Annotated in this window: 23 protein-coding genes and 1 tRNA gene; 13 read left to right on the top strand and 11 right to left on the bottom strand. The window is 68.5% G+C overall.

Annotation, left to right across the window (positions count from 1 at the left end):
* Positions 1–208: 208 nt before the first annotated feature.
* Positions 209–715, bottom strand: a complete 507-nt coding sequence (locus tag VEB62_RS02595; RefSeq protein WP_324795098.1) for a peptidase S14 — start codon at positions 713–715, stop codon at positions 209–211.
* A gap of 89 nt (positions 716–804) precedes the next feature.
* Between VEB62_RS02595 and VEB62_RS02590 the strand changes: the two genes are divergently transcribed.
* The 3 genes from VEB62_RS02590 to VEB62_RS02580 all read left to right on the top strand — a co-directional run bounded on the left by VEB62_RS02590 (position 805) and on the right by VEB62_RS02580 (position 2,549).
* Entirely contained in the window at positions 805–957 is a 153-nt protein-coding gene (locus VEB62_RS02590; RefSeq protein ID WP_324795097.1) for a hypothetical protein, read from the top strand.
* A 396-nt stretch (positions 958–1,353) separates the two neighbouring features.
* A complete protein-coding gene (locus VEB62_RS02585; RefSeq protein WP_324795096.1) occupies positions 1,354–1,533 on the top strand; it encodes a DUF3606 domain-containing protein in 180 nt (59 codons plus the stop codon).
* Between the two features lie 38 nt (positions 1,534–1,571).
* A complete protein-coding gene (locus VEB62_RS02580) occupies positions 1,572–2,549 on the top strand; it encodes a TIGR03885 family FMN-dependent LLM class oxidoreductase (RefSeq protein ID WP_324795095.1) in 978 nt (325 codons plus the stop codon).
* Here the strand turns inward: VEB62_RS02580 and VEB62_RS02575 are convergent.
* Entirely contained in the window at positions 2,546–4,252 is a 1,707-nt protein-coding gene (locus tag VEB62_RS02575) for a glycoside hydrolase family 15 protein (protein ID WP_324795093.1), read from the bottom strand. The two genes, VEB62_RS02580 and VEB62_RS02575, sit on opposite strands and share 4 nt — an antisense overlap.
* Positions 4,253–4,474: 222 nt before the next feature.
* On the opposite strand from VEB62_RS02575, the gene VEB62_RS02570 reads away from it, so the two are divergent.
* The 3 genes from VEB62_RS02570 to VEB62_RS02560 all read left to right on the top strand — a co-directional run bounded on the left by VEB62_RS02570 (position 4,475) and on the right by VEB62_RS02560 (position 7,938).
* Positions 4,475–4,849 carry a sensory rhodopsin transducer gene (locus VEB62_RS02570; protein WP_324795091.1) on the top strand — a complete coding sequence of 125 codons (375 nt, stop codon included), beginning with the start codon at positions 4,475–4,477 and terminating at the stop codon, positions 4,847–4,849.
* 165 nt (positions 4,850–5,014) lie between these two features.
* Entirely contained in the window at positions 5,015–7,126 is a 2,112-nt protein-coding gene (locus VEB62_RS02565; RefSeq protein ID WP_324795090.1) for a glycoside hydrolase family 65 protein, read from the top strand.
* Positions 7,127–7,536: 410 nt separating this feature from the next.
* Entirely contained in the window at positions 7,537–7,938 is a 402-nt protein-coding gene (locus tag VEB62_RS02560; protein WP_324795088.1) for a nuclear transport factor 2 family protein, read from the top strand.
* Positions 7,939–8,032: 94 nt separating this feature from the next.
* On the opposite strand, the gene VEB62_RS02555 is transcribed toward VEB62_RS02560, so the two are convergent.
* From VEB62_RS02555 to VEB62_RS02540, 4 genes are all read right to left on the bottom strand, one after another.
* Positions 8,033–8,287, bottom strand: coding sequence for a hypothetical protein (locus tag VEB62_RS02555; protein WP_324795086.1), 255 nt, complete (start codon positions 8,285–8,287; stop codon positions 8,033–8,035).
* 239 nt (positions 8,288–8,526) lie between these two features.
* Positions 8,527–8,601, bottom strand: a tRNA-Val gene (locus VEB62_RS02550).
* Positions 8,602–8,680: 79 nt separating this feature from the next.
* Positions 8,681–9,970: a dicarboxylate/amino acid:cation symporter gene (locus VEB62_RS02545; RefSeq protein WP_324795084.1), complete on the bottom strand. Its 1,290-nt coding sequence runs from the start codon at positions 9,968–9,970 to the stop codon at positions 8,681–8,683.
* Positions 9,971–10,055: 85 nt separating this feature from the next.
* Complete coding sequence (locus VEB62_RS02540; protein ID WP_324795082.1) at positions 10,056–10,805, bottom strand: SDR family oxidoreductase; 750 nt, start codon at positions 10,803–10,805, stop codon at positions 10,056–10,058.
* 105 nt (positions 10,806–10,910) lie between these two features.
* On the opposite strand from VEB62_RS02540, the gene VEB62_RS02535 reads away from it, so the two are divergent.
* Positions 10,911–11,315: a winged helix-turn-helix transcriptional regulator gene (locus VEB62_RS02535; protein WP_324795081.1), complete on the top strand. Its 405-nt coding sequence runs from the start codon at positions 10,911–10,913 to the stop codon at positions 11,313–11,315.
* On the opposite strand, the gene VEB62_RS02530 is transcribed toward VEB62_RS02535, so the two are convergent.
* Positions 11,285–12,013, bottom strand: coding sequence for an HAD-IA family hydrolase (locus VEB62_RS02530; protein WP_324795080.1), 729 nt, complete (start codon positions 12,011–12,013; stop codon positions 11,285–11,287). The two genes, VEB62_RS02535 and VEB62_RS02530, sit on opposite strands and share 31 nt — an antisense overlap.
* A 66-nt stretch (positions 12,014–12,079) precedes the next feature.
* On the opposite strand from VEB62_RS02530, the gene glmU reads away from it, so the two are divergent.
* The gene (gene glmU / locus VEB62_RS02525; protein ID WP_324795078.1) at positions 12,080–13,432 is read left to right on the top strand and encodes a bifunctional UDP-N-acetylglucosamine diphosphorylase/glucosamine-1-phosphate N-acetyltransferase GlmU; all 1,353 of its coding nucleotides are present in this window, start codon (positions 12,080–12,082) and stop codon (positions 13,430–13,432) included.
* A 3-nt stretch (positions 13,433–13,435) separates the two neighbouring features.
* Here glmU and VEB62_RS02520 read toward each other — a convergent pair whose 3' ends face one another.
* Positions 13,436–13,918 carry a hypothetical protein gene (locus tag VEB62_RS02520; RefSeq protein WP_324795076.1) on the bottom strand — a complete coding sequence of 161 codons (483 nt, stop codon included), beginning with the start codon at positions 13,916–13,918 and terminating at the stop codon, positions 13,436–13,438.
* A gap of 89 nt (positions 13,919–14,007) precedes the next feature.
* Here VEB62_RS02520 and rpiA point away from each other — a divergent pair, with 89 nt between their 5' ends.
* Together rpiA and gor are read left to right on the top strand one after the other, a co-directional pair.
* Positions 14,008–14,694 carry a ribose-5-phosphate isomerase RpiA gene (gene rpiA / locus VEB62_RS02515; RefSeq protein ID WP_324795075.1) on the top strand — a complete coding sequence of 229 codons (687 nt, stop codon included), beginning with the start codon at positions 14,008–14,010 and terminating at the stop codon, positions 14,692–14,694.
* 140 nt (positions 14,695–14,834) lie between these two features.
* Positions 14,835–16,229: a glutathione-disulfide reductase gene (gor, locus tag VEB62_RS02510; RefSeq protein ID WP_324795073.1), complete on the top strand. Its 1,395-nt coding sequence runs from the start codon at positions 14,835–14,837 to the stop codon at positions 16,227–16,229.
* A 34-nt stretch (positions 16,230–16,263) separates the two neighbouring features.
* Here the strand turns inward: gor and VEB62_RS02505 are convergent, their stop codons facing one another.
* Positions 16,264–16,818: a PadR family transcriptional regulator gene (locus VEB62_RS02505; RefSeq protein ID WP_324795072.1), complete on the bottom strand. Its 555-nt coding sequence runs from the start codon at positions 16,816–16,818 to the stop codon at positions 16,264–16,266.
* Between the two features lie 82 nt (positions 16,819–16,900).
* Between VEB62_RS02505 and VEB62_RS02500 the strand changes: the two genes are divergently transcribed.
* Positions 16,901–18,169, top strand: coding sequence for a S41 family peptidase (locus VEB62_RS02500; RefSeq protein WP_324795070.1), 1,269 nt, complete (start codon positions 16,901–16,903; stop codon positions 18,167–18,169).
* 216 nt (positions 18,170–18,385) lie between these two features.
* The gene (locus VEB62_RS02495; protein WP_324795068.1) at positions 18,386–18,904 is read left to right on the top strand and encodes a hypothetical protein; all 519 of its coding nucleotides are present in this window, start codon (positions 18,386–18,388) and stop codon (positions 18,902–18,904) included.
* Positions 18,905–19,000: 96 nt separating this feature from the next.
* On the opposite strand, the gene VEB62_RS16750 is transcribed toward VEB62_RS02495, so the two are convergent.
* Both VEB62_RS16750 and VEB62_RS16685 read right to left on the bottom strand, forming a co-directional pair.
* Positions 19,001–19,432: a YunG family protein gene (locus VEB62_RS16750; RefSeq protein WP_422653083.1), complete on the bottom strand. Its 432-nt coding sequence runs from the start codon at positions 19,430–19,432 to the stop codon at positions 19,001–19,003.
* A 75-nt stretch (positions 19,433–19,507) separates the two neighbouring features.
* On the bottom strand, positions 19,508–19,963 hold the full coding sequence (locus tag VEB62_RS16685) for an SMI1/KNR4 family protein (protein ID WP_414641974.1): 456 nt from the start codon (positions 19,961–19,963) through the stop codon (positions 19,508–19,510).
* Positions 19,964–20,111: 148 nt separating this feature from the next.
* On the opposite strand from VEB62_RS16685, the gene VEB62_RS02485 reads away from it, so the two are divergent.
* Positions 20,112–20,417: a hypothetical protein gene (locus tag VEB62_RS02485; protein ID WP_324795064.1), complete on the top strand. Its 306-nt coding sequence runs from the start codon at positions 20,112–20,114 to the stop codon at positions 20,415–20,417.
* Positions 20,418–21,081 lie beyond the last annotated feature (664 nt).

Below are 21,081 nucleotides of genomic sequence, written 5' to 3'. Positions count from 1 at the left end.
CGAGGTCCAGCTGCGCCGGGCTCGATCCCTGGTTCCCTGCCGGAGGCGTTGTCGTCGACACCGGCCAACGGGCAGATGACAGTCGTCGCCTCGGCGGGAAACCCTCGCGTCTGAGCACCGGCAAATCCGCGCCGGACGGTTCCCGTCCACGCATCGCGGTTCGCGGTCGCAGCCCGAGGGTCGCAGCCCGAGGTCTGCGTGGCGCGTATCAGACCACCCCGGCGATCAGACGGCGCTGCATCGCCTCTTCGGCGGTCAGGTACCAGTTCTGCCGCGCCTTCTCCTCCAGCTCCTCCAGGCTGACGTCGCTGCCGGCGATCAGCTCCTCGAAGCCCCAGGTCTCTACCCGGATGCCCACCTCGATCTCGGCCAGCAGCGCTTCGGCTACGTCGCGTTCGTGTTTCAGGAAGCTGTGAAAATCCATCGATTTGGACAGCTTGCGGCAGTGGACCATCAGCACAGCGTGACGGTCCAACCAGCGATCCTCCCGCCGGAAGGCCGCCATGATGGTGGCGCCGGCCGAATAGATCGTCGTCTTGCCGAAAAAGAGCGGGTTGCGCCCGGTGTGCCGACGGAACAGCCGGATGTCGGCCGCGATGCGCCGGCCGATGTCCGCGTCTCCGCCCAGGGTCGTCAGTTCAATCACCAGGGGATCGGGCGACTCGGCCGCCTTTTCGAATTGCTCCCGGAAGCAGGCGAACATGGCGTCGCTCACATCGCAGCAGAGGCGGACCTGGGGTTTGAACAGGGCGTCGGGCGGCTGCATCGCTGCGGAAACGAAGAGGGAGCCCTGGGGCTCCCTCCGTGCGCCTACTGCCGCTGCTTCTGTCGCTGCTGGTCCTGGCGCTGGCGCTGTTCGTCCTGCCGCTGCCGCTGCTCGTCCTGGCGCTGACGATCGCCGGCCTGGCGCTGTTCCTGCTCCTGATTGGGGTTGTTGGGCACGTTTCTGCTCCGTGAGTGGCGCGCCTGGGGGCGCGGTGGACTAACCCGTCGGGCGGTCTGCGGTTCCTGGTGAGCGACAGCGGAGCCGCGTCGGGAGGTAGAAGCCGCCGGAGCCCGCATGTCCGTCACAGGAACGGATCCTCGGCGTCGTCTCGCCACCGTTGTCCGAAGGCGCGAGCGAGAGCCGGCGGAGGGCTGGAGCCGCTGCCTTCGCCTGTTGCTCCGCGGCGAGCCCCGGGCGGCCGGGCGGCAGCATCGCGCCCGCGCCGGCCGCGTGCTCCCGTGACCTTTCAGCGCCCAGGCGGATCGCATACCGGGCGGAACCGACATGGTCCCGGCCGCCTTAACGCCACGAACAACGAAGGACCGTTCAATAGGTCTGGCCCGCCGTTTCGACCGAGGAAACAGAAGATGACCGACGACAAGACCAACACGGGCGGCCTGGACCGGAAACTGATCAGTCTGGACGAGGACTACGAAGTCCGGGACTGGGCCGAAAAGTTCGGCGTCACTGAAAAGGCTCTGCGAGACGCCGTCCGCCGCGTCGGAAACGGGGTCGAGGCCGTGCAGCGCGAACTGGGGGGTCGATAGACACGACCCGTACAGCCCCTGACCTTCCCGCGCCGGCGATGAACACCCTCAGGCTGGGCTACCACGCCTCCCATGAGCAATTCGCCCCATCGGAACTCCTGGCGCTCGTCCGCCAGGCGGCCGGTGCGGGTTTCGCCTCGGCCATGTCGGCGGACCATTTCCATCCCTGGAGTCGCCGTCAGGGGCAGTCGGGTTTCGGCTGGTCCTGGCTGGGAGCCGCCTTGCAGGCCACCGGGATCGATTTCGGCGCGCTGTGCATACCCGGCGGGTGGCGGTATCATCCGGCCGTCGTCGCTCAGGCCGCGGCGACCCTCGCCGAGATGTTTCCCGGGCGTTTGCGCTGGATCGCGGCGGGCAGCGGCGAGGCCCTGAACGAGCGCCTGATCGGCGCGGGGTGGCCGGCCAAGGCGGAGCGAAACGCCCGCCTCGAGGCCGGGGTGGAGATCATCCGGGCCCTGTGGCGGGGGGAGACCGTGACCCGCGCGGGACCGCCGCCCGTGGAAGGGGCCACCCTGTTCACCCGGCCGGACCGACCGCCGCGCATCTTCGGCGCGGCGCTGACGCCCGATACCGCCGAATGGATGGGCGGCTGGGCGGACGGCCTGGTCACCTCGGCCGCCGGCGTCGACGAGCTGGGCGAGATCGTCGAGGCCTTCCGCCGCGGCGGCGGACAGGACAAGCCTCTCGTCCTGCAGATGCACCTGTCGTGGGCGAACACCGATGACGAAGCGCGCGAGGCGGCGCATGACCAGTGGCGGAGCAACGCCATCAAGCCCGCCATCGCCGCCGCCCTGTCCACCCCCGACCAGTACGACGCGGCCGCCGAACACGTCCGTCCCGAGGACATGGATCGCCATGTGGCCATCTCGGCCGATCCGGCGTGGCATGTGGCGCGGATCCGCGAACGCCATGGGCTCGGCTTCGACGAGATCTATCTGCACAACGTCGGACGCAATCAGGCCCGGTTCATCGAGCTGTTTGGCCGGGAGGTGCTGCCGGCCCTGGTCGGGGCCTAGCCTTGGGTCAGGGCGGCGGCCGCCTGGATCAGCGCCAGGTGGGTCAGGCCCTGGGGCATGTTGCCCAGCCAGCGGCCGGTCCCTGCCTCGGCCATCTCGGGCAGCACACCGACGCCGCCAAGGGCGACCACCAGGGCCTCGAAGTCGGCGGCGGCCTCCTCCCGTCTTCCCAGCCGCGCCTTGGCCTCGATGATCCAGAAGCTGCAGGCCAGGAAGCAGCCCTCGCTGTCCTGCACGCCCGACAGGCGATGGTGGAACAGTCCGCTGCGCAGCGCCTCGTCGATGGCCCGGATCGTCGCCTCCTGGCGAGGCCTCGCGCCAAAGCCCAGCCGCACGACGAGCGCCAGGCTGGCGTCGATGGCCTCCGAGCCCGGCCAGGCGACATAGGCCTGCCGGGCCTCGCTCCAGCAGCGTTGCTCGATCCACGCCGCGATGCGGTCGCGTTCCACGGTCCAGGCGGCGCGGCCGGGCTCCGCCAGAATCCCCCGGTCGGCCAGGTCGACGGCGCAGGCCAGGGCCTGCCAACAGCTGAGTCTGGAGTTGGCGTAGCGACGCATCTCGGACAGCTCCCAGAGGCCGGCGTCGGGCCGGTCCCAGCACCGGGCGCATTCGTCGGCGAGGGCGCCGAGCACCCGGGCCGCCCCGGCGTCCAGCGGGCGTCCCGCGTCGACCAGCCGCACCGCCGCCTGCAGCATGTCGCCGAACACCCCGTGCTGCCGCTGCCCGGTGGCGAGGTTGCCGACATGGGCCGGCCGCGAGTTCCGGTAGCCGGGGACGTCTAGTTCCTCGTCCGTCGGGGCCACCGCGCCATCCAGGTCGAAGACGACCCTCGGGCCGTGTTCGGCGATGCGCTCGATCAGCCAGGCGAAGGCGCGGGCGGAGTCCTCCACCGCGCCGACCTGGACCAGAGCCTCGATCGTATAGGCCGCGTCCCGGACCCAGACGTAGCGGAAGTCCCAATTGCGCTCTCCGCCCATGATCTCCGGCAGGGAGGTGGTCCCGGCGGCCGGAATCGCCCCGCCGGGCGCGCACAGCAGCTTCAGCGCCAGGGCGTGGCGCCGGACCAGCGCCGCATGGGGTCCTTCGATCGTCAGGCCCCGCGCCCAGCCCCGCCACGCGGCGTCGGCCTGATCCAGCCGCCGGCCCGGCGGCGGTCCCGCGGGGGCCTCGGACGCCACGGCCAGGCTGAAGGCCTGTTCCTGACCGTCGGCGAGCAGGAATCGGCCCTCCAGCAGATCGTCCCGGCGGCGCCTCAGCGGGATCTCCGGGCTCGCCCGGAGCTCGCATGAGACGGAGGACGACCGGCCCGGCCGGAAGGCGACGCGGAAGCGCACTGTCCCCTCCAGGCCCACGACCCGTCTGAGGATCTGCGATGGCCCGCGTGCGCCGCCGGGCTCCATCGCCATGCCCTCGACCAGGCGGGCGCGCCCGCCGGGCGTCGTGACCTCGGTCGCCAGGACGTTGCTGTCGGGCAGGTACCCGCGGTCGACGCTGAACGGGCCGACCGGACGCACCTCGAAACGCCCGCCGTCCGCGGCGTCCAGCAGCCGGTCCAGAACCCGCTCGCCATCCAGCCTCGGGACGCACCACCAGTCGATGGAGCCGTCGGCGCCCGACAGGGCGATGGACCGGCCGTCGCCGAGGGCGGCGTAGCTCTCGAGGGGCAGGTAGCCTTGGCGGCGGCGAGACGTTTGAGGGGCCATTCCCTGGGGTCGATCCGTGAGGAGCTTGCGCGGGCGCGCGGGAAAGAGTGAACGCCCCCCGGTTCGAACCGTTCGCCCGGTCGGGCGCCCGGCGATCGTCGGCCGGACCCGGCCGGTGCTGCGGCGATCGATGCAACCTCGCCGATCAGGATCCGGTTTACGGGGGCGTCGGAAGGCGGCGGCCGACGACCCCAGCCTTCCCCGCCATGTGAGGAGACGACCATGGGCCAGATCGGCCATCATCTCTGGGTCATCGCCGAGGGCTTCATTCCCGGCCGGAGCCATGGGCCCGAGCCGGCGATGACCAGCCACGAGACGGCCTGCATCCTCAATGCCGGCGATGAGGACGCCCATCTCGAGATCACGCTCTACTTCACCGACCGCGACCCCGTCGGTCCGTACCGCGAGACGGTGCAAGCCCGGAGGACGAGGCATATCCGTTTCAACGATCTGACCGATCCCGAGCCAGTGCGGCGCGACACGGAGTATGCGTCGGTGATCCGGTCCGATCGGCCCGTCGTGGTGCAGCACAGCCGGCTGGATTCCCGGCAGGCCGAGAATGCGCTGATGACCACCATCGCCCATGGCCAGGCCTGACACTTGCCCGCTCGCGCCGGGCGGGAGGGCCGGCGCGGGAACTCTCCGCCCGCCGGGCCATTGGTTTGCGGGTCGCCGCACCGGCGGCGTGGAGGAGGCGATCAGTGAACCACGACATGACCGGCGGGCCATCGCTGAACCGCCGCCGCGGCGAACGGCGCGGGCGTGGTGGCGCCCGACGCCGCCCCGGGCGGTCAGCCTGAGATGGACGCCCGGCATGTTCCGATCAGCCCGCCGGTCGAACGCGGCGCGCGCGGCGCGGATCTCCCGGCCTACGTCTCGAACGGTCTGGTCGGCCTGCGGGTGCGCGAGAACCCGCTCGATGCGGGCATGTGCATGGTCAGCGGTTTCATCGGCCTGCATCACGAGTACCGGGTCGAAGCCGCGGCCGCCGCGCCCTATCCGCTGTCCGGCGACCTCGCGCTCGGCGGCCAGTGGGCCAGCGACCGGACCGGCACGATCGAGGCGGTGGGCCAGGCCTATGATTTCGAAACGGCGGAGCTCACCAGCCGGCTGGCCGTGACGATCGGAGGGGTGCGCGCCGATGTCGAGGTGGTCACCTTCGCCAGCCGGACCCATCCGACGATCCTTTGCCAGGAGATTTCGCTGACCGTGGCGGCGGCGTGCGCGGTCGAGGTTCGGCTGGACACCGGCTTCGACGGTACGCGGGGCCGGCCTTTGGAAAGCCGGATCGACACCCCAGGTGAGTGCGCGCCCGTCTGCGACGGCGCCTTGCTGTGGGAGTCGGCCGGCGGTCTCGGCCGATGCGGCATCGCCCTGTTGACGACCGGGCCCGACGACGCCGAAACCGAGCAGAGCGCGTCCGATCCCGACGGGCCCATCGCCAAGACCTACGCCTTCAAGGCGCGCGCGGGACGCCGCTACCGGTTCACCCAACTGGCCAGCCTGGTCCCCGACGTCCTGCACCGGCAGCCTCAGCGGCAGGCCGTGCGCCTGGTCGCCGCGGCCGGCGATCTGGGCTTCGACGAACTCCGTCGCCGAAACCGCGCTGTCTGGCGCGACCTGTGGCGCGGCCGCCTCCAACTGGTCGGAGCCGAGGAGCGGTGGCAGGCGATGGCCGACGCCGCCTTTTTCTACCTGACGACCTCGGTCCACTCGGCCTCGCCGTCCTCGACGTCGATCTACGGTCTCGCCGGCTGGTGGGACTACCACTACTACTACGGCCATGTGATGTGGGACGTGGACGCCTTCGCGATCCCGGTCCTGACGCTGCTGCAGCCGGAGGCCGCGCATACCCTGCTGGAGTTCCGGACCCGCGGTCTGGATGCGGCTCGCAACAACGCCAAGATGCGGGGCCGGCAAGGATTGCAGTTCCCCTGGGAGGCGGGGCCGGGCCACGGGGAGGAGACGACGCCGGGCGGCGCCGCCGCCGCCAGCCGCGAGGACCATGTCAGCCTGCACGTCGCGCGGGCGTTCGCCTTTTTTGCGGATGTGACAGGCGATGAGCAGTTCCTCAGGGAGGAAGCCTGGCCCGTCCTTTCCGGCGTGGCGGACTGGTTCGTGGACCGGATCGACCGCGCCCGCGGCGGTTTCACGTTGCGCGAAGGGGGCGGCCCGGCGGAACGCGCCGGGACGGACGACAATGACGCGCTGACCCTGATGGCCGCCCGGGTGGTACTGAACCGGGCCATCCAGGCGGCCGAAACCGTCGGATTGCCGCCTCGCGGCAAATGGATCGAGGTCGCCGGCGGGCTCGCGCCGCCCATGCGCAGCGACGGCGTCATCGCGTCTCACGACGGCTACAGGAGCGACGAGGAGAAGGGCGCGACGCCGTCGCCGCTGATGGGACTCTTCCCTTACTGGGCGGAGGTCGAGCCGGAGACGGCGCTCAGGACCCTGCGTTTCTATCTGGACCTGTGGCCCGACTACGTCGGAGCGCCGATGCTGCCGGCCCTCTATGGCGTCTGGTCATGCTGGGCGGGCGACCGGTCGCTGGCCCTGAAACTTCTCGACGAAGGCTATGGCCGATACCAGTACGGCCGATTCCAGCAGACTCTGGAGTACCGGCTGGACAAGGTGCCGGACGGCGTCGCCTCGGGACCGTTCTTCGCCAACATGGCCGGGTTTCTGACCGGGCTTCTCATGGGCATGCCAGGCTTGAGGGTCTCCCGCGAGGACCCCCAGACATGGGCGTCCCGGCCCGTGGTGCTGCCCCAGGGCTGGACCGCGATCGAATGCGACCGCCTTTGGATCCGGGGAACCGCGATGAAGTTGCGGGCCGCGCAGGGCGCCGACCGCGCCGAGCTCACCGGGTGACCTCGATGCCGAACGCAGCGCCTGCAGCTCGTTCCAGCGTCAAGGGTCCCGCTCCCGGCAAGGGTCGCGAAATCGGCCAGCGATGCAGAACCCCGGCCCTGCTCAGGATGCATCGCTACGACCAATTTTGACGCAGGCTAGGAATATAATCCTCGTCTAGTTGGCCGCGAGGAGAGCGTCATGACCATCACGCCGGAACACATCAGCGCCTTTGCGATCCTGATCACTGCACTTTCCGGCCTGGTCTGGAGCTTGCGCCGGAAGCGATAGGGTGAAGTGATCCTGGCGCTCGGCCCATCACGCGCCCGCAGGCGACCAATTCCGGCAACGCAGTCATCGAGGTCCTGGCCGCTGGAACCGGCTCGCTGTCGAAAAGGTTCGAGGACGCATCGACTAGATGGAACCCAGCCATGTCGCAGGAAAATCAGATCGCCAATTCAGTGACCGGTCAAGCCGCGCGGTCCCCCCGGGCGGTGCTTGACGATCACCTGGCTCGCCGGCTGGACGGGGATATCGAAGGGGACCTCGCCGCAAATTATGCTCCCGGCGTCACCATTCTGACCAAGGACGGCGTGTATAGCGGCTGGAGCGGCATCCGGCAGACGGCCGCGCTGCTGGAGCGAATGCTTCCCGAGGCCCGGTTCAGCTACGACGTGGTCCGGGTCGCCGACGAACTGGCGATCCTGAGCTGGAGCGCGGTTGCGGCCAACGGCGCACGCACCTGCTGGGGCGCAGACAGCTACCTCATCCGAAATGGCCTGATCGTCGGCCAGACGATCCAGTATGAGGTGCGCCAGCCGGGGCAGAAATAGTCGGGAGCTGAGCCGACCGTCCGCCAAAGCCTCGCCGGAACCGGCGCCGCGCGGGTGGAGCGTGCCCACCCACCCACCTCTCGTCACAGCCAGGCTACGTAGCGGATTCTTCGGTATTCGGCGGCGCGAACACCGCCTCCCCGGGGAGTATGCCGGCGAGTTCATTGAAGCGGGCGCGGGCCTTGGCTTCGTCGTACATGATTTCCGTCTGCCGGGGCGGCGCGACGACGTAGTACATCATAACGGGCGCGAACGTCCGCGGCTCCCGGCGCCAAAGAGCGAAGCCCTCAACTCCTTCCAGGCGCGTCCATGTTCCCGCGTCGTTGGGGTGGCCCGGGATCGACGCCATGACGTCTCCTTCGAAAGAGTGGCCGCGAGGAATGCCGCGGGGGAGGGGCTGCGGCAAGGGGGCGAATCAGGCTCCCGCCGGTCATCGTTCAACGTTTTTCAGGGCGTTTCGTCGTTATGCCGGGGACAATTTTGCGCGGCGTTTGCCCCACTACTGCCCCACTAACCCGTCTCTATCGAGAAAATGATCCGTAGACGGAAGTTGGGAGTTCTATAAGCGGATGTTTTTATTGCGAAAAATGGTGGATGCGACAGGGATTGAACCTGTGACCCCCTCGGTGTGAACGAGGTGCTCTCCCGCTGAGCTACGCATCCATCAATCGGGCCCCATCAACCGGGGAGGCGGGGACATAGCCCGGTCGCCCCACGCTGGCAAGATGCGACCCGCAAGCCGTCAGATGCCCGCCGCCCGCACGGCCTCCGGCGTCTCCGCGTCCGGGTCCCCGGGCAGCCAGGCGACATGGCCGTCATAGATGCCTTCGTCGAGGATGCCTTCCTCCTTCGCCACCAGCACCGGGACCAGCATCTGGCCGGTGACGTTGGTGGCGGTGCGCATCATGTCGATGATCCGGTCGATGGCGATGATGTAGCCGATGCCCTCCAGCGGCAGGCCGGCGGTCGACAACGTCAGGGTCAGCATGACGATCGAGGTGCCGGGCACCCCGGCCGTCCCCAGCGAGCCCAGCACCGCCGTCAGCCCGATCAGCACATACTGGGTCAGGGTCAGGTCGATGCCGAAATACTGGGCGATGAAGATGGCCGCGATGGCCGGATAGATGGCCCCGCAGCCGTCCATCTTGACGTTGGCGCCCAGCGGCACGGCGAAGGCGGCGTAGGCCTGGGGCACGCCCAGCCGCTCGACCGTCTGGCGCAGGGTGATCGGCAGCGTCCCCAGCGACGACGAGGTGGCGAAGGCCGTCTGCTGGGCCGCGAAGGCCCCGCGGAAGAAGCTGCGCACCTTCAGCCCGTGCAGCTTCAGAAGACCGGAGTAGACGATGAGGATGTGGAACAGGCAGGCGGCGTAGATGGCGAGGATGAACTTGCCCAGCGGCAGCAGCGCCTCCCAGCCGTAGGCGCCCACGACCGAGCCGATCAGGCCGAACACCCCGAACGGGGTCAGCTGGATGATCCAGCGGGTGATGCGGAAGACGATGGCCGCGCCCTCGTCGACAAACCGGCGGGCCGTCTGCGCCCGGTCGCCCAACGCCACCAGCGCGCCGCCGACCAGGGCCGAGAAGAAGATGATCTGCAGCACCTTGCCCTCGCTCAGCGCGGCGAAGGGATTGGTCGGGACGATGCCGATCAGCACGTCCAGCGGCGTCGGGATCTCGCGCTCGCGCACCACCCCCAGGGGCAGGTTCTCCAGCCCGAGACCCGGATTGATCAGATGGCCGAAGGCGAAGCCGACCAGCACCGCCAGCAGGGAGGTGACGGCGAACCAGACCAGGGTCCGCACGCCCAGCCGGACCGCGCCCACGCCCTCGCCCAGTTTGGCGATCGACGAGGCGATGGTGAACAGCACCAGCGGCGCCACCACCATCCGGATCAGGTTCAGATAGACGTCGCCGATCGGCTGCAGCCAGACCTCGGCCTGCTCGCGCAGGATCAGTCCGGCGACGATGCCGAGCGCGAAACCGGCGGCGGTGCGCTGCCACAGCGGGATCGCGAAGAAGCGTCGGAACATGGGGGAGGGCTCTCGGCGGTCGGCTGCGGTATGTGCTGGCTCATTCCACAAACCGCAACCGCGCCGCCGACAGTTTTTTCGCGGATCAGTGCGTCCCGTTCAGCGCGTCGAATACCTTGCCGTACTCGCCTCGCGCCTCGGCGCCGCGCAGGAATTTCACCCGCTCGACCAGCACCTCGTTCCCGCCGCCCGCCTCGAACAGGGCGAGGCTTTCGGAGATGAAGTCGGCCAGCGGCATGGAGTTGGGGTTCTCCGCGTGGCCGGGCATCAGGTCCGTCGCCACCGCGGGCGGGGCCCATTCGATGACCTCGACCGACGTGCCGGCGAGCTGGGCCCGCAGCGACTGGCTCCACGAATGGATCGCCGCCTTGGTCGCCGAATAGGCCGGCGTCGCCGTCAGCGGCACGAAGGCCAGACCGGATGACACCGTCACCACGGTGGCGGCCGCCTTGCGCTTCAGATGCGGCAGCAGCGCCGCCGTCAGCCGGATCGGGCCCAGCAGATTGATGGCGATGGTCTGTTCGGCGATCGCCAGGTCGACCGGCTCGGCGGTCAGGTCCTCGGGGACCATGATCCCGGCGTTGTTGAGCACGACGTTCAGGTCCGGGTGGGCCTCGACGACCCGCGCCGCGAACGCCCTGATCGCGGCCGGGTCCCCGACGTCCAGCGTCTCGAAGGCCATGCCGGGGTTGGCGGCGGCGACCGCCTCCAGCGCGTCGCGGCGTCGGCCGGCGATGATCACCTTGGCGCCGCGCGCATGCAGGGCCTCGGCGAAGGCCCGGCCGATGCCGGAGCCGCCGCCGGTGATCAGGATGGTGTCGTTTCGGGCGTCCATGGGTTTTCTCCGTCGATTGGATTTCCGACGGCCGATCATCTATACCTGACACTTACGATCAGAAAGTAGGCACCGAAACGTGCTGTAGTTACCGAGAAGAGAGAAATGGCTGAGACAGGCGTTCACGCCCCTCCCCATCCTGATCAGGCCCCCCTCGACCCCCGCGTCGAGGCGCTGGTCAACGAGGTCATCGGCCGGGTGGCCGACAAATGGACCATGATCGTGCTTGAGGTGCTGACCGAACACGGCGAACTGCGCTTCACCCGCATCGGCCAGCTGGCCGGCGGCATCAGCCAGAAGATGCTGACCCAGACCCTGCGCCAGATGGAGCGCGACGGCCTCGTCATCCGCACCATCCACCCGGTGATCCCGCCCAGGGTCGAGTACCGGCTGACCGACATGGGTCACAGCCTCAGCGAAGCCTTCTGCGGCGTGTGGACCTGGGCCGAGGCGCATCTCGAGCGTATCGAGGCGGCCCGTCAGGCCTTCGACAACGCCCGCGCCACGTAGAAGTCGGCCAGCAGACCGTCGACGGCCTCTTCCAGATCGCCGAAATGGTCGATCAGCACGTCGCCGCCCAGCGCCTCGACCGGGATGGGGGTGTAGCCGAAGGTGACGACGACACAGGGCACGCCGGCGTGCTTCGCCGCCTGCACGTCCGGCGCCCCGTCGCCGACCATGATGGCGCGGGCGGGATCGCCGCCGGCCTTCCGCACGGCCTCGCGGATGTGGGCGCCGTCGGGCTTGCGCGCCGAGACCGCGTCCGGGCCGCAAATGACGGCGAAGTGGCGGTCCAGCCCGAGCGCCTCGATCAGGGCCACGGACAGGTCGGTGCGCTTGTTGGTGGCCACGCACAGGATCGCCCCGCGCGCCGCCAGCCGGTCCAGCGTCTCGACCACCCCCTCGTACGGTCGGCTGTGGACGGCGATGTTGGCCAGATAGTCGGCGAGGAATTCCTCCAGCAGGGCAGGGGCCTTCGCCTCGTCCCACGCCGCGCCCGCTTCCTGGAAGCCATGCCGCAGCAGGGCCAGCGCTCCGTGACCGACCAGATGCTGCGCCGCCTCGACGGGCATCCGGGGAATGTCGCGCGCGCCCAGCATCCGGTTCAGCGTGCCGATCAGGTCCGGCGCCGTCTCGACCAGCGTCCCGTCCAGGTCGAAGGCGATGGTCCAGCCGTCCAGATCCGCCCCGTTCGTATTGGCCGTCACCTGCGTCTCCCGCCCGTCGCCCCGATGGGCTAGACCTCGCAGGGTGACTAACCGCCGGACCGATTCATGACCAGCACTCCGCATCCTCGCGCCGCCATCATTCTCGCCGCCGGCCAAGGCACGCGGATGAAGTCGCCGCTGCCCAAGGTGCTGCACCCGGTCGGCGGCCGGGCCATGCTGGACCACGCCATCGACGCCGCCGAGGCTCTGGGCTGCGAGCGGATCGTGGTGGTGGTCGGGGCTCATTCGCCCGAAGTCCGGGACCACGTCGTCCGCCGCCTGGGCGAGGACGCCATCGCCGTCCAGGACCCGCCGCTCGGCACCGGCCACGCCGTCCGCGCCGCCGAGGCCGTGCTGGGCGACTTCGTCGGCCAGGTGGTCATCACCTATGGCGACGTGCCCCTGCTGCGCGCGGCCGATATCGAGCCGGTCTTCGCCGCCCACGACGGCGTCACCGTCATCGGCTTCGAGGCCGCCGACCCCGGCGCCTACGGCCGGCTGGTCATGGACGGCGACGCGCTCGCGGCCATCACCGAGGCGAAGGAGGCGTCACCCGAAGTCTTGGCGATAACCGCCTGTAATTCAGGCGTCATGGCCGCCCCAGTGGGCCTGCTGTTCGACCTTCTGCGCGAGGTGCGCAACGACAACGCCAAGGGCGAATTCTATCTGACCGACGTGGTCGAGCTGGCCCGCAGGCGCGGCGCCCCGACCCGCGTCGTCATGGCCGGCGAAGACGCGGTCATGGGCGTCAACTCGCAGAGCGAACTCGCCATCGCCGAGACGGTATTCCAGGAGGACGCCGCCCGGGCCTTCATGGAAGCGGGCGTCACGCTCATCGCGCCCGACACCGTCCATTTCGCCTGGGACACCGAGGTCGGCGGCGGGACCACGATCGAGCCGTACGTTGTCTTCGGCCCCGGCGCCCGGATCGCCTCCGGCGCCCGCATCCGCGCCTTCAGCCACATCGAGGGCGCGACCGTCGCCGCCGGCGCCGAGGTCGGCCCCTACGCCCGCCTGCGCCCCGGCGCGGACCTCGGCGAGAACGTCAAGGTCGGCAATTTCGTCGAGGTCAAGAACGTCCGCATGCACAGGGGCGCCAAGGCCAACCACCTGGCCTATCTCGGCGACGGCGAGGTGGGGGCGAAGGCCAACATCGGCGCCGGGACGATCTTCTGCAACTACGACGGCTTCTTCAAACACCGCACCACGGTGGGCGAGGGCGCCTTCGTCGGCTCCAACACCTCGCTGGTCGCCCCGGTGACCATCGGCGCGGGGGCCATGGTCGGGTCGGGCTCGGTGATCACGAGCGACGTCGCGCCGGGCGATCTGTCTCTCGCCCGCGCCCCGCAGACCGCGAAGCCGGGCTGGGCGGCGAAGTTCATGGAGGTGATGCGGGCGAAGAAGGCGGCGAAGGCCTGACCCTCACCAGACCTGGACGCAATTACGATCGTACGGATGCTCCACGAGCGTCGACGGCGCCGCCCCCGTCCCCGTGTCCGTGAGTTCGACCGTACAGGCTTGGGCGCCCCGGACGTGCGCCAGGGTGTAGGCGCGGCCTGCCTCGGGCACAAAGCTGACGGTATTGGCGCAGGACGTGTCCTGGAAACCGTAGGCCCCGCCCTGGGTGTGGATGGTCTCCAGATGAAAATAGCGCCGGGCCCCCGCCTCGACGCGGAAACTGTGGGGGTCCTGCGAACCCATGGGCACGAAATCCTTCACACGATTGCGCGAGGTGCAGTGTTCGTCGCTGACGATCTGCAGAATCTGGGTGTGGCCCCATCGCGGGACGGAGCTGTGGCGGGCGAATGTCATCGACGCCGAGGACGCGGAAGCCGGGGGTTCCGTGTACGCCGTCGCGCAGCCGCCCAGCGCCATCGCGGCGACCATTGGAACGAGGATCCTCATTGAATGCCCCCTTGCGCTTTGAACGGCGAGCCTTACCCATCCGGCGAGGCGCCGCAAGACGTCCACCGGCCGAGCGACACAGGAAGAGCATGACCGCCGAAGATCAGAAACGCCGCGCCGGCGAGGCCGCCGCCCTCCGCGTCGAGGCCGGCATGACCGTCGGGCTCGGCACCGGCTCGACCGCCGCCTGGTTCGTCAAGGCGCTCGCCGCCCGCGAGCTGCCGAACCTGCGCTGCGTCCCGACCTCGGAGGCCACCGCCGAACTGGCCCGCGAGCTCGGCCTGCCGCTCTCCACCCTCGAGGATTCCCCCCGCATCGACCTGACCGTCGACGGCGCCGACGAGGTCGGGCCCGGCCTGGCCCTGATCAAGGGCGGCGGCGCGGCCCTGCTGCGCGAGAAGCTGGTCTGGGAGGCCTCGGCCCGCTGCCTCGTCATCGCCGACGCCGCCAAGGTGGTGAAGACGCTCGGGGCCTTCGCCCTGCCGATCGAGGTCGTCGCCTTCGGCCACAAGACCACCGCCAACCGCATCGCCGACGTGCTCACCGACCACGACATCGCCATGCCGGCCCGGGTCCGCACGGCCGAGCGCGGCCTGGTCCGCACTGACGGCGGCAACCTGATCTATGACGCGAAATGCGGCGCCATCCACGACCCCGCCCGCCTCGCCGACGACCTCAAGCTGATCACCGGCGTGGTCGAGCACGGCCTGTTCCTCGATCTGGCGGACGAGGCGATCATCGGCTTGGATTCCGGCGTGGACGTTCTACATCCCTGATCTCCGCTCATCCCGGCGAAAGCCGGGACCCAGACCTTTGGGCGACGGATGTTTCTGTTCGGCGCGGACGATGGTCCGGACGCGCCGGCGCACGCTGGACAGAACTGGGTCCCGGCTTTCGCCGGGATGAGCGGTATTAGATGACCCAATACGACTACGACCTCTTCGTCATCGGCGCCGGCTCCGGCGGTGTCCGCGCGGCCCGCCTGACCGCCCTGGGCGGCAAGCGCGTCGCCATCGCCGAGGAGCACCGGGTCGGCGGCACCTGCGTCATCCGCGGCTGCGTGCCCAAGAAATTCATGGTCATGGCCTCCGAGGTCAGCCACGCCCTCGAGATCGCCGAAGGCTACGGCTGGTCGTTCGAGGGGACGAAGTTCGACTGGCCGACCTTCCTCGAGACCAAGGACGTCGAGATTGCCCGCCTGTCGGGCATCTACGCCGCCAACCTCGGCAAGGCCGGGGTCGACCTGGTGCACGGCCGGGCGGTGCTCACCGACGCCCACACCGTCGAGATCACCAGAAGCGACGGGAGCAAGGGCCAGACCATCACGGCGGAGAAAATCCTCATCGCCACCGGCGGCCGCCCGTGGCGGCCCGAGGGCCTGCCCGGCATCGAGCACGCCATCACCTCGGAAGAAGCCTTCCAGCTGCCCGAGCTGCCGAAGCGCATCCTGATCGCCGGCGGCGGCTATATCGCGGTCGAGTTCGCCGGCATCTTCGCCGGCCTCGGCGTCGAGACAACCCTGATCTATCGCGGCCCCAACATCCTGCGCGGCTTCGACGACGACGTGCGCGCCCACCTCGCCGGCGAGATCGAGAAGCGGGGCATAAAGGTCATTCTCGGCTGCCAGCACACCTCGCTGGAGAAGACGGAGACCGGCATCGTCAACCACCTCGGCAACGGCATGGCGCTGGAGACCGACGTGGTCATGTTCGCCACCGGCCGCGTTCCGCACGTCAAGGATCTCGGGCTCGAGACGGCCGGCGTGAAGATCGACGACAACGGCGCGGTCTGCGTGGACGCCTTCTCGAAAACCTCCGCCGACAACATCTGGGCCATCGGCGACGTCACCGACCGGATGAACCTGACGCCGGTCGCCATCCGCGAGGCGGTGGCCTTCCACGAGACGGTCTACCGCAACAACCCGATCCATTTCGACTACGAAGCCGTCGCCACCGCCGTGTTCAGCCAGCCGCCGGTCGGCGTGGTCGGCCTGTCCGAAAGCGAGGCGCGTCACTCCTGCCCCGGCGAGGTCGACGTCTACATCACCCGTTTCCGGCCGATGAAGTACGCCTTCACCGGCTCCGACGAGCGCATGCTGATGAAACTGGTCGTCGACGCCACCAGCCAGAAGGTCGTCGGGGTCCACATCGTCGGCCCCGAGGCCCCCGAGATGATCCAGCTCGCCGCCATCGCCGTGAAGGCCGGCCTGACCAAGGCCCAGTGGGACGCCACCTGCGCCGTCCACCCGACCATGGCCGAGGAGCTCGTCACCCTGCGCGAGAAACAGTCCCCGGACACCAACGCGGGATGAGGGGTTGGGCGCGAACCATCAAGGGCCGGCTGGACTAACGCTCTGACAATCCGCGGGCGGACAATGACCGCAACCAGTCGAGACGAGACTGCTGAAGCCGGATCGCGAGGTCCACGCTGGCGGTCTCGATGACGTCGCCATAGCGTCGGTGGCCCTTGAGCGCCTCGATGTCGCGGATCAACGCCGCCTGCAGCTGTTCGTACAGTCCCGGCCTGATAGCAGGGTCAATGGCGTCCCATATGCCGGAACGCAGCCGAAACGGATCAACGCCGACACTGATCGCGCGTGTGACGTCGCACGCCCAGGCCGCCATGGCGGCGCTTCCCTGTTCTGTGATGCGCAGCAGCCGCGTCCCGCGCCTGTCCGCCTGCTCCTCCCCCTCGATCAGGCGCGCCAGCTCAAGGCGACGGATTGCTGCGTAGACCGAGCCCGCGCTTCCGCGCCATTCCAGCGACGGTGAGGTCGCGAACGATCTACGCACCTTGAAGGCCGTCTGTCGGCCGCGATGCCGAAGCTCGGACAGGATCGCGCCCTCAAGTTCGCTCAGGGCCGGGATCGTCTCCTCACCATTCGTGGCTTGCATGATCATCCTTCTGTGATAGTCCGAAGCGGACTATTCTGGAGAGGTCGCGATGAGACTCCTATCTCACCCACCGGTTCGGTCCAGAGCAGTGGCCGTCGCGACGGCTACCGTCGCTGCTCTTCTGCCCGGCCTGGCGTCGGGCGCTCTCGCGACAGGGGTGCACGCCCAGACGTCGTCCGCCGGGGCGGCGAAGGTCGATCGCAGCGCGGCCTTGCGGACGATCCAGGACCTGATCTCGGCGAACTACGTCTTCGAAGACCTGCGCGGACTTCTGGGTGCGGCCCTTCGCGAGTCGGAGGCGGCGGGCCGTTACGACGTGGACGATCCTGATCAGTTCGCCGCCCGGGTGACCGAAGACTTTCAGAGGGTCGCTCGTGACGGGCACCTTTATCTGAGGCGTGACGCGTCCCGCTATGCCGCGATGACGACCTCGGCTGACAACGACCAGGCTCTGGCGGCGCTGCAACGGAGCCGGGCGATCCAGCGCAACCACGGCCTCGTCGAAATGAACGTCCGTCCCGGCAACATCCGCTATCTGAAATTGACGAACTTCGACTGGGTCGCCGATGGATCGACGGCCGGCGCCTATGACAGGGCGGCGGAGTTTCTCGCTGACGGAGACGCCGTCATTCTCGACCTCCGGGGCAACGGAGGCGGCCAGAGCGACGCGGCTGACGACTTCACGAGAAAGCTGCTTCGCATCGGCGAAGAAGGGGTTCCGAACCGCGGGCCCGTCTTTGTGCTGGTGGATGGAGACACCGGTTCGGCGGCCGAGGCCGTCGCCTACGACGCCAAGGTGCGGGGTGCGGCCGTCATCGTCGGGGCCCGGACCTACGGCGCCGCGAACAACGTACGTCACTATCCTGTCGCCCCCGATCTCATTCTCAGCATGTCCTACAACCGCCCCGTCCACCCCCTGACCGGGACAAACTGGGAAGGGACGGGGGTCCTTCCTGACCTTGTGACCGATTCCGCCCTGGCCCTGGAGAGCGCGGAACTGGAGGCGCTGAAAGCGTTGTCCGACGACCTCCCGGACGATTCTCCCGCCAGGATCGGGTACGAATGGAGAGCGGCCGGCCTCCGCGCCCGTCTCGAACCGCCTCTCATTGATGAACCGACGCTTGAGGCGTTCGCTGGCCGGTACGGAACGATCGAGATTCGATACGACGCGGGCGTTTTGAAACTCTACCGGCCCGAACGACCGCGCTGGCCGCAAGGCGCGCGTTTGCTCCCCATGACGCCTGATGCTCTTTTCTCGATGGAAGGGACGGATGACCTGAGATTCCAGTTTGTCGCCGGGAGTCTGCAGATCCTTCGGCCGGGCGCGGCCCGGGAAATCTTCCTCCGCCTGCCCTGAAACAGGCGGGTGGGAAGCAGAACTTGCCCGAATGCAGAAGGGCCTTGTCGCCGTCCTCGCCGCGACGGCTTCACCGACGCCTTCAGGACCGCCGGCTCGCCCTGACGGAGGGACGGGGATGTTTGGATCATGGAAACCCGGCCGGGGGTACGCTCCCTGGCCCGGGCGCCGATCGATGTGCAGCCGGGATGGACATGGCCGCAAAGGGGGGCGGAGATGACGGAATTTCTGGTGTTTCTGGGCCTGTGCCTGGTCTTTTCGGTCGCCTTCTGGCGATTTCTCCGGATGCCGACCCGGGAGCAGCGGATCAAGGCGCAGGCCCGGAAGGAAGTCCGCGAACTGCGCGCCAGGGTGGCGGCTGAGGGACCGGAACAGGCCGCCGATCCGGCCCCTGCGAGGGATGATCCGTCCGGCCCCTTCGGCGAGAACATCGTCAACCCGGATTCGCGGACCATTCCGCCGGTCTTCCATGGCGACTGGAATGCGGATGGACGGACGCTGGAGACGATCGCGGCGGACCGGATGGTCTTCACCTTTTTCAACCAGGGCGAAGTCCGGATGCGCGAAGAGGAGACGGTCGTGGCGGTGCGCTACATCGACGGGCCGGCCCAGGTCGCGATCGTCACCCGGACTCCGGACGGCGGCTTCAGCCTCCACTACCGCGGCGTCGATGAGGATGGCCGGCTGCTGGACCTGGAGAATATGGACTGGAAGCTGGACCGGGCGAGAGCGTGAGGCGGACATGACCGCCGCCAGGCGGGCGGATTCAGGACGCCGGACCGTCGCCTGAGGGTGGGGAGCGGAAGGTCGCCTGAGGGTGGAAAGCGGACCTCAGCGGGAAAGGTGTGCCAACACGCGGCGCAGAAGAATCTCACAACGCGTAAGCGTGGGAGGGCTGTCGCTGGTGTCATGACGGCCAAGGACGACGTAGCTCCGGATGGTCGACCCCTCCGGGAACTGCGCCCATGTCAGATCGATGGAGTCATCCGCACCGCCACCTCGCACGTTCCAGAAGTGCCATTCCGTGGACTGACCGGTCCACACCTCGCCGCTGGCGATTTCGAACTCGGGATAGAACCACTGCACGACCCGTGACGTCGGATAGCACTGGCCGAAGGCTCGGCTTTCCTGCCGTGTCGCGCCTCGGTAGGCCGTGTCGGGCCCCCACGACGCTTCCAATGCTTCAGCAAGGCGCGGCAAAGACTCGGGTGACTCAGGGCGCGACAGCCCAAGGCCCGCAAGATGGTCAGTACTGCTCGGCATCATGGCAGTGTCGAGCGATGCGCGGATGTCCGCAATGGGTGGTTAGCGGACATCGAGCCCCGGCCCCGGGGATCGTCAGAGGATGAGTTGACCCTTGGTCAGCTTGAGGGCGAACTCATAAAGTCCACCTGAGATGCGAGTTCGAACGCCTGGGCCAATACCCCAAATCTCGACGTTGGGAGCAGCCGTGGTGTCCAAATAGAAATAGACCCCCATGCCGTCATCGGAAATTGGCAAATAGCCCGGCTCTTCCGTCCCAGCTTGACACCACCCCCTGAGCAGCTCGGTGACAGTCCGAACATCTATCCAAAGCGGGGGGTCGTTGCGGGACGGCTCAACGAGCCCGTATATTTGAGCCCCGGGAACTAGCGCCGCCCCACATAATCTCAGGAATTGGCGATATTCTTCGGGGAACACCACGCCCAGCCTCGATTCTGCGCCCGTAATGTCAGAATCAGACGCGGGACCTGCGACCTCGCAGGTTTGAGCCAACTCCTGAAAGGCGTCCTCGGCGGTCCGGCGGGAATTCATTCCTCAGGATGGCGTAGGCAGGCAAGGTCCGCAACGGGTCGAAAGCGGTCCACTCCCGATGGCCCGAGACCCGACATGCCGGGCATCTGGACGGCTCGCGGTCGTTGAACGTCGTTGACCGCCAGAGCGGCGCAAGGGAGGATTGCCCATGGAAGCCCCGACCAAACGCAACGCCTTCTTGGACTGGCTGTTCGGAGCACCGCTGACAGGCGGTGATCTCGCGAGGCACTTGGCTGAGCGTCCTCCCCTTTGGGCGCGCAACACCACGTCGTTCCTCTATCTTCTTGTTCTTGGTCTGATAGCGGCGGGCTGGATGGGTTTGCTGGACAGACTGCCACTCGTTGGTCCGTGGCTGGCGCGAGAACGGACACTCATCCTGATGGGCTGCTTGGCAATAATCATCGCGCTGGATTGGTATTACAAGCGACGAGCCGGCAAGGGCGGCAAGCCGTAGCCAGACTTCCGCTTGGGGTCGGATGCCGTCTTCCGCCAAGTCTGCTTTCGGGCGCTCCGGAGCGCAGGTCACTTACAGGCGAATGGGGAGCAGGTCAGCTCCAGCCCACTCTCACCTCCCCACGCCGTGGGGAGGGGGACCGCGCGAAGCGTGGTGGAGGGGGCGACGCGGCCCTGAAGTGATGAGCGAACAACTGGCCGACGCCCGCGCCGCCCCCTCCGTCCGGCCCGCTGATCGCGGCCCGGCCACCTCCCCACGGGGTGGGGAGGTGAAACCCGTCCTCACCTCCCCATCGCAGATGGGGAGGGGGACCGCCGGAACGGCGGTGGAGGGGGCGGCGCCGGCGCCGTGACGCTGTGCTGACAATCCGGGAATCTATAGTCGGGTTCGGTGGGTGAATATCCCACACGATCAACCACATCACCTGTTGCCAAACCCCGTCTCCTGCGCACAGCGGGGGCCCTGCGTACAATAGTCCCCATCCCGTCGACGGGGAGGGCGTCGGATCCACGTTCCTCGATGACGGCGGGCTGTGGTCGAGCGATGAAGCCGGGGGGAAGCGTACTTCCGGGGTCCTCGAGGGCAGGGATGGATCCTGCCCGCTTGCTCGCCGCACGCCTTCGGATCGTGACCGCTGTTCGCCCACGGGCAGGACAAGTCCGTC

The sequence above is a fragment of the Brevundimonas sp. genome, from assembly GCF_035626975.1.
Taxonomy (GTDB): Bacteria; Pseudomonadota; Alphaproteobacteria; order Caulobacterales; family Caulobacteraceae; genus Brevundimonas.
This window is presented reverse-complemented; position numbering and strand designations above follow the sequence as displayed.